The organism is Cyclobacterium sp. L-R, from assembly GCF_056859355.1.
Window position 1 is genome coordinate 43,921 of sequence record NZ_JBSXOH010000089.1, and the last position, 15,066, is coordinate 58,986.

The following is a 15,066-nucleotide window of genomic DNA, read 5'->3' on the forward strand; positions in this document are numbered from 1 at the left end:
ACTATTTAAATTCCGATTCCCAATAGGGAGCACTCAATCCGTTCAAGTCCCAAACAATCCTACCTGCGCGGATAGTCATTTCGGTTTCCAATCGTTTGTCACCATCGATTTTTGTCCTTCTAATGTCTAAGAAGCCAAAATCTCCTTCTCTTAGCGTAAAAATAGCTATATCTGCCTCAGCTCCTACATCGAGGTTTCCGAGATCTTTTCTATTGATAACCTGTGCGGGGTTCCACGTTGCTCTAAGCACTACCTCTTCCATGCTCAATCCCATGTTCATGAATTTTGAAAGCAAATTGGCCATGTCTTTAAAACCACTGTTCATGCTTTGGCTATGCAGGTCAGAGCTTATCACATTGGGTAAGAATCCCTGTTGGATGGCTGGAATTGCTTGCCGAAAGGAGAATGCTCCCCCTCCATGACCTACGTCGAAGTTGATGCCTCTTTTTTGAGCTTCAAAAACGAAAGGTTTGACTTTTAGATCCTCATCGACGATGGTCTCTCTATTGTTAGGGCCATAGGAAAAGGTGTGGGTGAAAATATCACCAGGCCTTAGGTGTTCCATAAATAATGATTCGATTGAATTTGGTGGTTGGTGTTCACCAAAGTCTACCATAACCGGGACTTCTGCCAATTTACCCGCTTCAACAGCCAGGTCTACCTGAGTGAAGTCTCCCCAATAATGGGCAGACTTTATGCCTACTAAAATATCCGGAAACATTTTTGAGATCATATTGGCGGTCATGGTTGGATTCATGTCTGTGACATCCTGCTCTTCCAACCTTCCATACATCCCGGTACCTACTATATTTAGTAGAGCCAAAACCCTTGTTTGGGATTGGTCTATGGTTTGCTTTTTAAACTGACGGAAATTTCTCCATCCTGAAGAGCCTGCATCTACCACGGTAGTGACTCCCGCTCTGAATGTAAACCCATCAGGAGGTAAGCTGGTCAATGCATTGGCAATATAAGAATCTGTGTCCGCACCATTGAAAACATGTACGTGCATGTCTATCAGCCCAGGGGTTACATAATAACCTTTAAGGTCGATGGTCTTTTTTGCGGACTTTTCCGGAATGTTTTTGGCTACTTTAATAATCTTCTTACCAGAGATAGCGATGTCCATGGTTTCACTGATCCCGTTTTTAGGGTCTATTACATGGCCTCCTTTTAGCAATAGGTCAATGTTTTGTGCGTTACCGGTCAAACAAATAAGCAAGAAGGACAAGGTAAAGAAGGCAAATGTTTTATCGAGTAATTTAAGAAAAGACATGGGGAGTGAATGAGAGGTTTTCAACTATTTCACGCAGGAAGAATGGGTTTACCCTCAAAAGAGCATCGGAAATATTGCAAAAAAAATTGTTTAAACAAAGTCATATTTTATTAAAATTTCATCTATGTAAATAAACGCTTTTTATTCAAGATAAAAATTTACAAATTAACGGCTCATTTAATTTTACCCAAAACCAAAAACAATGGAGCCAGGCAACAAAACCAGTAAAAATAATATTTTTCAAAACATTTGGTTGTGGATGTTGGGGATTGGACCGGGGATTTTCTGTATTGGCTATACCATAGGTACCGGTAGTGTAACTTCAATGGCCAAAGCTGGCAGTGAGTTTGGAATGCAATTATTATGGGTTTTGGTTTTGAGTTGTGTATTTGCCTGGGTCTTGATGGAAGCCTATGGAAGGTATGCCGTGGTCACAGGGCAGACATCCATTTATAGTTTCAAGACCAAATTAAAAGGAGGGAAATTGATTTCCTTTCTGGTTGTTGGAGGAATTATACTTGCTCAATGGAATTCCTTGTCGGGGATCTTGGGTCTTAGTGCCAATGCGATCTATGAACTTTTCCTTTTGTTTTTTCCGGGTTTGGAAGGAGGGAGTTCCTACTGGATTATATTGGGGATTGCCATCATTCTAATCCTGATCATGTATGGCTTTTTATGGGTAGGCCAATATTCGTTTTTTGAGAAGGTCCTGGTAGTGTTTGTAACGATCATGGGAGTCTCTTTTATTATTTCCATGTTTGTGGTATTGCCTGATCCAGGGCAAATGGTCAAAGGATTAATTCCTAGTGTTCCTCAGGTAGCTGGAGGGAAATTATTGGTGGCCGCATTTGTTGGTACCACCATGGCAGCACCTACTTTCGTGGTACGACCTTTATTGATGAAAGGAAAAGGATGGGGACCGGCCAATACCAAGGATCAGTCTAGAGATGCATTGACTGGGGCTATTTTAATGTTGATTATCAACCTGTCAATTATGGCAGCAGCTACAGGAGCATTACATGCAGAGGGAAAGACCATAGACAAGGTGATGGACATGGTGTATCTACTGGAACCTGTTGCTGGTAAGTTTGCGGTAGCTTTATTTATGACTGGGGCTTTAAGTGCTGGATTATCCTCCATTTTCCCAATTCTAATGGTAGCCCCACTTCTTGTTGCAGATTATAAAGAAGGGGAGTTGGATACAGGATCCGTTCGTTTCAAGGTTTTGACAGGAGTAGCATGCTTGGTAGGATTGACAGTGCCAATTTTAGGTGCCAATCCAATATTTGCTCAGATTTTAACACAGGTGGCTGCCGTGTTCGTATTGCCATTGGTCATTGCTTGTATAACGTATTTGGTCAATCAAAAATCCTTAATGGGGGATCAGAAAGCAGGCTTCTTTTTGAATATTGGCTTGTTAGCAGCATTTGTTTTCGCTTGTGTTATTTCTTACACCGGAGCAGTGGCACTGCTTGAGTTGTTGTAAAAAGCTGATGGATCTTGGGTAAATAGGTGGTAATATTCAAGCCAAGGCCTAATGGGAGTCAAGGTCTATGGATACTTGATTTACTGAATCATTCAAAACCCAATTCCATTCTATATAGGGTGACATAGTTTTCTTCGACATCAAATAGATCGGGGTTTTTCAATGCGATTATTTCATTGCTTTTGTTGACGATATTGGGGTAGTACACGCCATTAGGAAAATTGACCTTGCTGTCCAGCACATTGTAATCTTTATCCAAGATAACGGCATAAAAGGTGTCTTTCTTTTCCATCTCCATTTTGGTTTGATTGGGGAAATTTGCCTTTATATCCTTTTGTTCCTGATCTGTCAGCCCCTTTCTGTAGACAATAACCGTATAATCATCCATAAATAGGATGTCATTGATATTTCCTGGGCGTTTACCAGCATTAATATCAAAAAATTGATCGCTATTTTTCATCTCTACGCTCTGGTATTTGTTCATTCCTGTGATTTGTAAATCAATGGCTTTTTCGAAAGTAATCCCATCATCATTTTCCTTGTATAAATAAACAAAGGGATCAAACCATGTTGATACCAACCAGTCATTCCCTTTATTTTTGATTACGGGAACATATATGCCATGATTCATGTCGTCCTTAAAAATGCTTTGCTCTGGTATTTTTAAATATGGTTTTGTCTCACCAGTTTTTGAATTGTGCTTTTCAAGTAGCGACTTACTGTAATAGTTTTTATAGAACTGTTCTCCCATGCCATCTATGAAGTCTTCATCTATAAGTGGTTTGATATAATACATCTCTTCTCCACTTTGCTTTATTAAAGGTAGGTGAGGTGGGAAAAACAAATAGTTATGTGGATAGGGAATTTTTGCCTCAGGAATGATGCTTGAGTCTGGGTTGAGTTTTACAAAGCCTTTTTCCATGTCATATATAATGATGGCTCCATTCAGTAATCCCACGCTTCCAGGATTTGAAAGTGCATTTGGCCCTTCTTCAGGAATAGTAAAATGGGAAGTAATGGCCCCTTTACCATTTACCTGAAAAATCTGGCGTATGCCAATTCCTGCATTTGACAAAAGGTAATGGTCTGATAGTGGATCATAGCCCTTAAGATGTAAGGGCTCTAAGTTTTCAATATTGATCGAGTCCCTAACTGTGATGGAAAATTTTCTTTGAGCTGTATTCTCTTTTGGGGAATTGCAGCTTAGACCTAGTCCTAGAGCGATAAAGAATATTCCGCTATTTAAAATGGTATATAAACTTTTCATTTTGGCTTTTCCATTACAGATTGTTGATAAAAAATAGATTGCGATTTTAGCAGGTGTTTTCAACTAAGAATGTAATGTATTTATAAATAATGTGGGATAAAAGTAAATTGGATGAATTTAAATCTTGCATTTATTGAGCAGATGCATGGTTCACCTGTTGAGGTCCCTGAGCCTGTCGAAGGGTGTCGAAGGGGCCGCTCAAATCTCACACTAAGCCTCGGAATGACGATTCTTTTATGTATATGTCATTGCAAACCCTTTATTGTGGAGGTGCTGCGTAAGGAAAGGGTGCGGCAATCTTATCACGTTGGAGATTCCTTCGAACTCTTATGCTCAAAAGCCCCGCAAAGCCTACTGATGACAGATTTTAATATTATCCGGTAAGGGGCCACTGGCATTAGCGAAAAGCGGTTTCAATGTTGAACTTACTGGAAGCTAATGCCCTACAAATGCCAACTCACTTACACCGTGGGTCGCACCTCCTGCGTCGGCTTACCCAGGGCTGCAAAGATTGCACCCCACTGGGGTGCGGCATTGGATATTGTCATCTGGATTGCTGCATTTCGAAAATGTTAAGCCTCGGAATGATGGTTTTGTTTGGGCCGATTATTTTGAAATTTTAGCCCTTATGTTAGCTACTTCATCTTTTGAGACGGCCGAGGCCTTGTTATCAAAGTTTTGTCTGATAAAGGTCAATACTTCTGAAATCTGCTCATCGCTTAAAAACTGATGGGCTGGCATTACATTATCGTACAATTCTCCATTGACTTCGATTTCCCCATCAAGTCCCTGAAGGACGATATTGATAAGTTTGTCTTTGTTTCCCGTTACCCAATCCGTTTGTCTTAGGCCCGGGATTCTTCCAGTAGCGCCATTTCCATCTCTTTGGTGACAAGGGGAGCAATAAGTATTGTATACTTTTTTACCTTCCGGGAATTGACCTTTGTCTTGATTGTCTTCTTCAGGGTGTGGGTTACGAATATTGGCAACCAGCTTTTGCTCTTCCATTTTAGCTAATTCAGCCTCTCCAAATGAAGCTTTGTCTCCTTTATATAGAATCCTCCAGATTTTACCTTTCCTGGAGTCAGATACATACAATGAACCGTCCGGTCCTTGAGCTAGTCCCATGGGCCTGAATTCCGCATCACTGGTATTTACAATAAGTTCTTTACCTGCGAAACCATTGGCAAAAACCTCCCACTCCCCACTTGCTTGTCCATTTTTAAATGGTACAAAAGCTACGAAATACCCTGATTGTTGATAAGGTGATCTATTGGTAGAACCATGAAAAGCGATAAAAGCCCCATTTTTATACCGATCAGGAAATTGATCTCCTGTGTAAAATAATAGGTCATTGGGGGCCCAGTGTCCGGGAAATCCCATAACGGGATCGTCCATGTCTGCACAGCGACCAATAATTTCACCATCACCGCCATATTCAGGTGCGAGTACTTTTTTGCCCTTGATCTGATCGTAATAACAATAAGGCCAGCCATAATCTCCACCTTCTTCGATACGAATAAATTCCTCCGAAGGAAGAACCGCACTTTCCCAAGGGCTAAAAGTCTTTGGGTACAATAAGTGGAGGTTGTCTCTTCCGTGCATGACCAAGTAGAGGTTTTTGTCCACCTTATTATAATCCATGGCTACTACACTTCTAATTCCTGTAGCGTACAATTCCCCATCTTTTTGGGTCATGTTTAGTTTATCCATTTTAAATCGCCATACCCCGCCATGCTCGATCAATTCAGGACAAGGATCTAAGCCTGTTGACCCTGGTATTCCTCCAGGTTTGTTAGCCATATCCTGACAGGCATTGGAGGGACTTCCGAAAGGCACATACATGTATCCTTCTTCGTCAAAAGACATGGGTTTAGTAATGTGCCAGTGGATTCCATGTTCATGGTCATCTGTAAGGATTATTTCCATTGGGCTGTCGGGCACCAATTTGTCTGGAACAAGTTTATTTCTATACACTACCCTAGCAGCACTATAATATAGATAGCCGTCGTGGATCCGCATACCATTGGCGAGACTTCCTTCATCTTTATAATCTCCAAAATGAGTTACAATATCTGCCTTTCCATCTCCCGTGGTATCTCTAAGAGCGACGTTGCTACCTTTGCCTTTAGCATAACTTAGTTTAACATATATATCGCCATTGTTATTTACTGCTAAGTGACGGGCCTTGCCAATACTATCCACTACAACAAGGGCACCAAAACCACCGGGCAAAATCAATCCGTCATTATTAGGGTCAGTTTCGGGTAATTCTAAAGGTGTCGTACAAGAAATGAGTTGAAAGCAAAAAAAAGAAATAAAAATAAAAATTGTTATGAGTGGTTGATTGGAGTTTTTCATGGTCTTACGTGAAAATTTCACGATAATTAATAAAATTCTAAGATTTAAACAATATAATTTCCAGAAAGATAGGACTGGATAGAAATTATTGCAATTTTCATAAAATAATACAAACAAAAAATAAAAGCTTTCAGCCAAAATAAAAGAATGAGAAAAATGAGACTAAATTGATTTAATTTTGATTGTTGGGCATTTACATAGCTAAAATATTTATTTTATTTAGTGAGGGTAGTTAAAATTTTTACTTTTTATCAGGTGTTATATTTAAATTAAATTATTTCAAAGGTAACTGAGTTGTTTGGAAAATATATTTTTCCTTATATTAGCGTTATAACCGCCCAATGTTAACGATAACCTTCCTCGAATTTCATAGTAATTTGAATGATTCTTAGTTTTTAAGACTAAAATTTCCATCGAAAAACTGTGAGTTTATGAAAGGTATTTGTTAATTGGGTTTTTAATTTTGTCTCGGATTATTCCGAAGGGTATTGCTGGTTATCAGCGATTTTCAAGTAAAATTAAACCATTGGAAAAATTCCAATAGTCATTTAATTAAATTTGTTCATTTTCTTATGAAAAAAAGATTACTCGTGTTTTTTCTGGCCTTGTTTACGATACAAGCAATGGCACAGAATCGAACCATCACAGGTACTGTGACGGACGCAGACGCTGATGCCCCATTGCCGGGAGTCAGTATATTGGTAAAAGGAACCAATACAGGTACTATCACTGACATTGATGGTAATTATAGTGTAGATGTTTCCAGTTCATCTGCCGTTTTAGTTTTTTCCTATTTAGGATATGGAAAGATTGAAAGAGCGGTTGGGAACAATAGTGAGTTAAATGTAGCTCTAGAGGCAGAAGAATCTGCTCTATCAGAGGTAGTAGTTACTGCTTTTGGTCTTGAGAGAGAAAAGAAAGCATTGACTTATACTGTTCAGGATGTAAGTACTGAAGAAATTACTCAAGCGAGAGAATTGAACGTAATGAATTCTCTTTCAGGTAAAGTAGCTGGTCTATCCATTAACCGTTCTGGTAGTGGTGTAGGTGGATCTACTAGAGTTGTATTGAGAGGTAACCGATCCATTAGTGGAGATAGTCAGCCTCTTTATATAGTTGATGGTGTTCCTGCTAAAGGAATTGAGACCCTTAACCCTGATGATATTGCTAGTATCAACGTATTGAAAGGTCCAAACGCGGCCGCTCTTTATGGTAGCCGTGCAAATAACGGTGCGATCGTTGTAACTACAAAAAGAGGATCAGCTGATGGTTTCAAAGTAAGTTTGAATACTTCTTACATGTTTGATAATCCATTGATATTGACAAATTATCAAAATGTATATGGTCAAGGAAGTAATGGTAATTATTCTCCAACTTCAGAATTTTCTTGGGGTCCTAAAATGGATGGATCTTCAGTTGCTTTCTGGTCTCCAGATCCAAATAGCAACATAGACACTTATGAATTTTCTCCTCAGCCTAACAATATCAAGGACTTCTACCAAACTGGTCATAACTTAGCTACTACTTTAGCTATTAGTGGAGGAAATGAGAAAAACCAAACGTATTTCTCTTATACTTATACTGATGCTGCTGGTGTTGTACCTAACAATGAGTTGGGAAGACATAGTATTAACTTAAGGATCACAAATAAATTGACAGATAAATTGACTTTAGATTCTAAAATCAACTATATCCGTCAAGATATCAACAATCAACTTGCTCAGGGTGAAAATTATGCCAATCCTACAAGACACATTGTAAGATTGCCAAGAAACATCAGAACTGAAGATATCTCTAATTTTGAATATATTGATGCTTCTGGTGCTGCTAAGCAAAATTACTTCAATCCAGGATCCAATGGTGGAGCCAATCCTTATTGGCCATTGAACAGAAATCTTAGCAAGGATACTTTTGACAGAATCATTGCTTTTACTTCAGCTAATTATGAGATTTCTGAAGGTTTTACCGTAATGGCTAGAGCATCTTTAGACCGTACTTTCGGTGTAAGTGAAGAAAAACTTTACAATGATACTTATATCATTGCACAGAACGGTAGGTTCTCAGTAGGTCAATCAGAAAGCATGGAAATCAACACTGATTTCTTGATTTCTTATGAGAAAACTTTGAGTCAAGATTGGTATTTCAATATCAATGCTGGTGGTAACTCAAGAATCAATAGAAATTCCAGTTTGAATTCTAATACTGGTCAGAACATGATTGTTCCTAATTTCTTTGCTTTGAGCAATACTCAGCAAGTGGTTTCTTCCTATGGTGTAGGTAGTCCTAAAGATGTTAATTCACTTTACGGATTTGGTCAGTTAGCATGGAAAAATGCAATCTTCTTGGATATTACCGCAAGAAATGACTGGTCTTCTACATTGCCAAGAGCTAACTGGTCTTTCTTCTACCCATCTGTGGGTATCAATGCCGTTATCTCTGATTTAGTTGAATTCCCTTCTTGGTTTACTTTTGCTAAAGCAAGAGGTTCATTTGCAGAAGTGGGTAATGATACGAATCCTTACCAATTACAAAGAACTGCTGCTTTTGGAGCAGGTGGATTGGGTGGTTATGTATCTTTAAGTACGCAATTGCCTAATGCAAACTTGCTTCCAGAAAGCACAAGATCTATTGAATTAGGTACTGACTTGCGATTCTTGGATAACCGTTTGGGAGTAGATTTCACTTACTACAAAACCAACTCTTTCAATCAGTTGTTTACTGTTGCCTTGCCAGTAGGTTCTGGAGCATCTAGCTTCTTTACCAATGGTGGTGACGTTCAAAATGAAGGAATTGAAGTAGTGCTTAACATTACTCCAATGAGGAGAGCTGATTTCAACTGGAATATTACAAGTAACTTCGCAAGAAATATTTCAATGGTTAATGAAATCAATGACGAAAGACCAAGTATCGTTGTCGGAAGTGATTTCTTAAGAGAATTCAGAGTTGAAGAAGGTGAATTGTTTGGAGAAGTTTACTCTAGAGGTTATTTAAGAAATGAAGATGGTGCTGTTATCATTGGCGAGAATGGTGTTCCAAGAACAACTCCAGGTAAAACTGTAAGGGTTGCCAATTACAATCCTGTATGGACTGGTGGTATCCAAAACTCATTCAAGTATAAAAACTTCACTGCGAACTTTACAATTGATTTCAGACAAGGTGGTAGTATTGCTTCTTTCACAAATGCGGTTACTTTTGCAGACGGTGTGACTGAAGAAACACTTTATGGTAGAGATGGTGGTTTGATCTTCGGTGACAACTTCATGTCTCATGAAACTGCTGTAATGGAACTTGAAGATGGAACTTATGCGCCTAATACTATCGAAACAACTGCTGAGCTGTTTTGGGTAAATATGGGTGGTAGAAATGCTCCTATTGGTGAAGTATTTTCTGTATCTGCTACAAACATCAGAATGAGAGAAGCTGTAATTGGGTATGCTATTCCTGCTAGTAAATTGGAGGGATTGCCTTTGAGTTCAGTTAGTATTTCTTTCGTAGCAAGAAACTTATTCTTCTTCCTAAACGAAGCTGGAAATATTGATCCGGATGTAACCGTTGGAACATCTGCTTCGGCTCAAGGATTTGATTCCTTCGCTCCGCCGACTGCCAGATCTTTTGGTTTTAATCTTAATTTAGGATTTTAAAAAATTTGAAGATGATAAAAATTTCTAAAATAGCAATGGGTTTATCCGTTGCAGCACTATCGCTTGGTGCTTGTACGGAAAACTTTGAAGAGTTAAACACCCGACCAGATGCACTTGTTGCAGACAACTTAGATATTGGTCTTTTGGGTAACGCATTTGCGAATGCACAGGCTCGTGCGATGTACCTTGCTCCCGGGGGAGGAACATCAGGTTTTCAGATTGCACAAAGTTTATTCGGTGACTTGTACTCTCAGTACTTTGCCACTACTCAGGTAAACTTTGACTCTGATCGTCATACACAAGTAGGTGGATGGTCAAACAGTGCTTGGAATTATTACTATGGACAAGCTGCTCCTGTTATTCAGTTTGTTGAAGAGTTTACTGAAGCAAATGAACTTCCTGTTGAAAATGCCATCATTAAAGTATGGAAAGTAGCTGGATACCATAGAATTACTGATTATTGGGGCCCAATTATCTATTCTAATTTCGGTAATGGTGAAACCAGTGTTGCTTATGATACTCAAGAAGAAATTTATAAAGATTTCTTTGTAACATTAGATGAGGCTGTAGCAGTATTGAAACAAAATACCGGTAAAAGTGCCTTTGTTGGTCATGACCAAATATATGGTGGTTCTGTTGACAAGTGGTTGACATTTGCCAATACTCTTAGGTTGAGACTTGCGATGAGAGTTAGGTTTGTAGAACCTGCTTTGGCAAAATCTGAAGCTGAGAAGGCTGTAGCTGACGGCGTAATGGAAACTAACGCAGATGGTGCTCAAATTCAAACTACTGTTAACTCAAGAAACCCTTATTGGATCATTACCAACTGGGGTGAGTACAGAATGAGTGCTTTGATGGAAAGTGTAATGGTAGGATATGATGATCCAAGAACTGGTGTGTTCTTCAGCGAAACTGTCAATTATCAAAACACTGGAGAGGGTATGCCTCACAAAGGATTAAGAAATGGACTTTCTAGAGAAGAATTAGGTACACCAAATCTTAACGATCTACATTCTGATATGGGAGCAATTTTCCTAAATGAAGGTAGAGGTGGAAGTGCTGCTGGGGAACCTTGGAGAGTATTGAGTGCTGCAGAAGCTCAGTTTTTATTAGCTGAAGGAGCTGTTGAAGGATGGGCTATGGGCGGTACAGCTCAAGAGTTCTATGAAAAAGGAATTACCCTTTCTTTAACTGAGCCTAGAATTGCTGCTGATGCTGGTACTATAGCTGCTTATATCAATAGTAATAATACGCCAAGTGACGTAAGCTACTCGTTCAAACCTGAGTGGAATATTGCTGCGAGTTCAAATATTCCAGTAGCGTTTATGACTGGTGGAACTAAAGAACAGCAATTGGAGCAGATTGGAACCCAGAAATGGATTGCTATCTATCCTGATGGTTGGGAAGCGTGGGCTGAGTTGAGAAGAACCAACTACCCTAAGCCTTATCCTCGTTTGAACTCTGACAATGAGTTCGTCCCTGCAGATGTTGTAATGCCTAGACTAGTCTTCGTTCAGGGTGAATATTCAAATAATAGTGAAGCTGTTTTGGCTGCTGAAAAATTTCCTGAATTAGTAGGAGGAAACTTGAATAGCACTAAGCTTTGGTGGGATGCAAAATCAGATGATTAAGTAAAATTTAATATAGAAGTATAAAAAAAGTGCCGTTTTTAGCGGCACTTTTTTTAGTTTTATACCAAAATACTAATGCCATGAAATTTATTTCTAATTGCCTGATATACTGTTTTTTAATTTCTTTTCTTTTTTCCTGTAAGCAAGAGAATCCAAATGCCTTGTTTACAGAAGTGTCTTCCTCCTCAGGAATAGTTTTTAATAATCTGGTTAAAGAGTCCGATGCTTTTAATGTACTGAATTACGGTTATTTTTATCAGGGTGGAGGAGTGGCTGTTGGTGATATTGACAATGATGGTTTGCCAGATATTTATTTTACTGGAAATATGATGGCAAGTAAACTTTATTTAAATAAAGGAGATTTTAAATTTGAAGACATTACTGCCTCCGCAGGAGTAGAGGCAGCTGGATTATGGAATACTGGTACTACCATGGCTGATGTCAATGGCGATGGACTTTTGGATATTTATATATGTAGATCAGCAGCCAAGGATCATAACAATAGAAAAAACCTGTTGTATATCAACCAAGGAGACCTGACATTTAAGGAAGCCGCGAAAGAATATGGATTGGATGATCCCGGTTATTCCACACAGGCCTCATTTTTCGATTATGACAATGACGGGGATCTGGATATGTTTCTTCTCAATCACTCTACTCAGGAATATGCAGGATTTAGCAGGATTGATGGTTCGTATAAAAATAGAATAGGAGACTTTTTAGGCGATCGTTTGTATAGAAATGACGGTGGTCAATTTATTGATGTTACTGAAGAAAGTGGAATTATTGGTAATGTTTTGGGTTTTGGCTTGGCTGTGACTGTGAGCGATTATAATAATGATGGTTGGTTGGATATCTATGTAAGCAATGATTACAATGAAGAGGACTACCTTTATTACAATCAACAAGATGGGACTTTCAAGGAAGAACTTAGAAATCATATGGGGCACGTATCCCTGTTTTCTATGGGAGCAGATGCAGCTGACATGAACAATGACCTGATGTCAGATTTGCTTACTATGGATATGATGCCAGAGTTTAATTTTAATCAAAAGGCAATTCTAGGACCTGAAAACTACAGTAAATACAGTGAATTACTGAATAAGGGTTTTTACCCACAAAGCATGCGCAATATGTTTCACTTGAATCAAGGTGAAGGCAACTTTGTGGAAATTGCCCAATTTAGTGGAGTGGCTCATACTGATTGGAGCTGGGCGGTTTTAGCAGCAGATTTTGACAATGATGGTTGGAAAGATATTTTTATCAGCAATGGTTATGCCCGGAATTACCTGGACATGGACTTTATGAATTATCTGGTAAGTGAGCGTCTTAAAACCAATCAAACAGGGAAAGAAGCAGCTTTAATGGAGCTTATTGATAAGATGCCACCTATCTATGTTAGAAATTACCTTTATCATAATCAGGGTAATTTGAAATTTGAAAACAAAGCTTATGAGTGGGGACTTGAAGATGAAACGGTATCTAACGCTGCTGCCTATGCGGACTTGGATGGAGATGGTGATTTAGATTTGATAGTTTGCCATACCAATGATCCGGTATCTGTTTATAAAAACAATAGTGAGAAGTTATCCAATCATTCCTTTTTAAAAGTGAGGCTCAAAGGAGAAGGTTTAAATAGTAAAGGTATAGGTACTAAGGTATTGGTTTACACAGATGGAGATCAATTTCATCAGGAATTAATTCCTACACGTGGATACCAGTCTTCGGTAGATCAGGAATTGTTATTTGGTCTAGGTGAAAACACTACTATAGATAGTCTTGAGGTTTTTTGGCCTACTGGTGAGCACCAAATCATTTCTCAAGTACCGATTAATCATATCTTAGTACTGAATCAAGCCGAAGGGAAAATAAAAAGGACCGAGGCAGTTAAAATCAGCACTTTACTGGAAGAAGTTCCTGGTGCCTTAGGAATTAATTTTGTTCATCATGAGACCAGTTTTTTGGATTTTACTCAAGACAGACTAATGCCCAATTCAATGGGGGGGATAGGACCCAAATTGGCCGTTGCAGATGTGAATGGAGATCAATTGGATGATTTATTCATAGGTGGAGGAAAAAACCAATCAGGAGTATTGTATGTTCAGAATGCCAAGGGGGAATTCTCAGTAAGCAAACAGGCTGCATTTGAAGCTGACAGTAGTTTTACGGATACCGATGCTGTCTGGCTGGATGCCAATGGCGATGGGAATCTAGACCTTTATGTTGTTAGTGGTGGCATAGACCACCCGAGAGACAGTGAACTTTATCAAGACAGGCTTTATATTAATGATGGGAAGGGTGAGTTCCAAAGAAGCAATTCACTACCTAAGATGCCTTTTAGTGGGGCCGCAGTAGCAAGTACTGATTTTAATGGGGATGGTTTTCCTGATCTTTTCGTAGGTGGACGCTATTTGCCCGGAAATTACCCGGAGGCTCCAAGAAGTTACCTGTTGGAAAATGATGGGAAGGGAAACTTCAAGGATGTAACTCAGGATTACAACCCTTTATTGATGAATCCGGGAATGGTAAGTGATGCCTGCTTCGTAGACACTGATGGGGATGGTAAAGAGGAATTAGTCATAGCTGGAGAGTGGATGGGAATTCAAATATATGGTTTGCAAGAAAATCAATTTGTAGCTATTCAAAAAGAATTGACAGAGTCTACCAAAGGTTGGTGGCTAAACTTATTTGCCACAGACCTCGATGATGATGGAGACATAGACCTTCTTGCAGGGAATTATGGTGAAAACCTTGTTTACCAAACCAATGCTGAGCAACCTTTGAAAGTGGTCTTCAAAGACTTTGACAATAACGGGAGAACAGACCCTATTTTTACCTATTACAAAGCCGATACAAATTCATTTGCTTTTAGTAGGGATGAAATTATTGGGCAATTGCCTAAACTTAAAAACAAGTTTGTTGATTATAGATCTTTTGCTCAGACAAGTGTTGAAGGTATTTTCGAGAGCCTGGATCTCAGTGGTGCGGATACGCTTACTGCGGATAATTTATCTTCTATGGCATTGATAAATGACGGGAAAGGTAATTTTTCTCAAAGTAAACTTCCTGTAGAACTTCAGCTTTCACCACTCTTTGCAATGAATAAAGCTGTACCTTCTCAAAGTAAGGAGTCCCTTTTACTAACAGGTGGAAATATTAGCAAAACGCGGGTGAGTACTGGAAAATTGGATGCCAACCCAGGATTTGTATTTACTATTAACAAGGAAAATAAAGCTTTGAAAGCTATTCCAGTACAAAAATCCGGTTTGTTTTTCCAAGATGAGGTAAGGGATATAAAAACCATTAGGGTAGGAGAAGAATTTTATTATATTTATGCTTTCAATAATGAGGCAATAAAAGTCTTTAAAATCAGGTAGTTGGTTTTTCTAAGGTAAATTTCTATCTCA

Annotated in this window: 7 protein-coding genes; 4 read left to right on the forward strand and 3 right to left on the reverse strand. The window is 38.9% G+C overall.

From position 1 onward, the window contains the following. Window position 1: 1 nt before the first annotated feature. Window positions 2-1,273 (reverse strand): amidohydrolase/deacetylase family metallohydrolase, encoded by a 1,272-nt coding sequence (locus tag AC13EX_RS17930; protein WP_482893764.1) that lies wholly within the window; start codon window positions 1,271-1,273, stop codon window positions 2-4. 202 nt (window positions 1,274-1,475) lie between these two features. Between AC13EX_RS17930 and AC13EX_RS17935 the strand changes: the two genes are divergently transcribed. Next, window positions 1,476-2,759, forward strand: a complete 1,284-nt coding sequence (locus AC13EX_RS17935) for an Nramp family divalent metal transporter (RefSeq protein ID WP_339713530.1) — start codon at window positions 1,476-1,478, stop codon at window positions 2,757-2,759. Window positions 2,760-2,847: 88 nt separating this feature from the next. Here AC13EX_RS17935 and AC13EX_RS17940 read toward each other — a convergent pair whose 3' ends face one another. Next, window positions 2,848-4,026: a hypothetical protein gene (locus AC13EX_RS17940; protein WP_482893765.1), complete on the reverse strand. Its 1,179-nt coding sequence runs from the start codon at window positions 4,024-4,026 to the stop codon at window positions 2,848-2,850. A 606-nt stretch (window positions 4,027-4,632) separates the two neighbouring features. Further along, a complete protein-coding gene (locus AC13EX_RS17945) occupies window positions 4,633-6,387 on the reverse strand; it encodes a PQQ-dependent sugar dehydrogenase (protein WP_482893766.1) in 1,755 nt (584 codons plus the stop codon). Between the two features lie 572 nt (window positions 6,388-6,959). On the opposite strand from AC13EX_RS17945, the gene AC13EX_RS17950 reads away from it, so the two are divergent. The 3 genes from AC13EX_RS17950 to AC13EX_RS17960 all read left to right on the forward strand — a co-directional run bounded on the left by AC13EX_RS17950 (window position 6,960) and on the right by AC13EX_RS17960 (window position 15,036). Then, window positions 6,960-10,028: a SusC/RagA family TonB-linked outer membrane protein gene (locus AC13EX_RS17950; RefSeq protein ID WP_482893767.1), complete on the forward strand. Its 3,069-nt coding sequence runs from the start codon at window positions 6,960-6,962 to the stop codon at window positions 10,026-10,028. Between the two features lie 11 nt (window positions 10,029-10,039). Continuing rightward, entirely contained in the window at window positions 10,040-11,659 is a 1,620-nt protein-coding gene (locus tag AC13EX_RS17955; RefSeq protein WP_482893768.1) for a SusD/RagB family nutrient-binding outer membrane lipoprotein, read from the forward strand. Window positions 11,660-11,739: 80 nt separating this feature from the next. Continuing rightward, window positions 11,740-15,036, forward strand: coding sequence for a VCBS repeat-containing protein (locus tag AC13EX_RS17960; protein WP_482893769.1), 3,297 nt, complete (start codon window positions 11,740-11,742; stop codon window positions 15,034-15,036). Window positions 15,037-15,066: the final 30 nt, after the last annotated feature.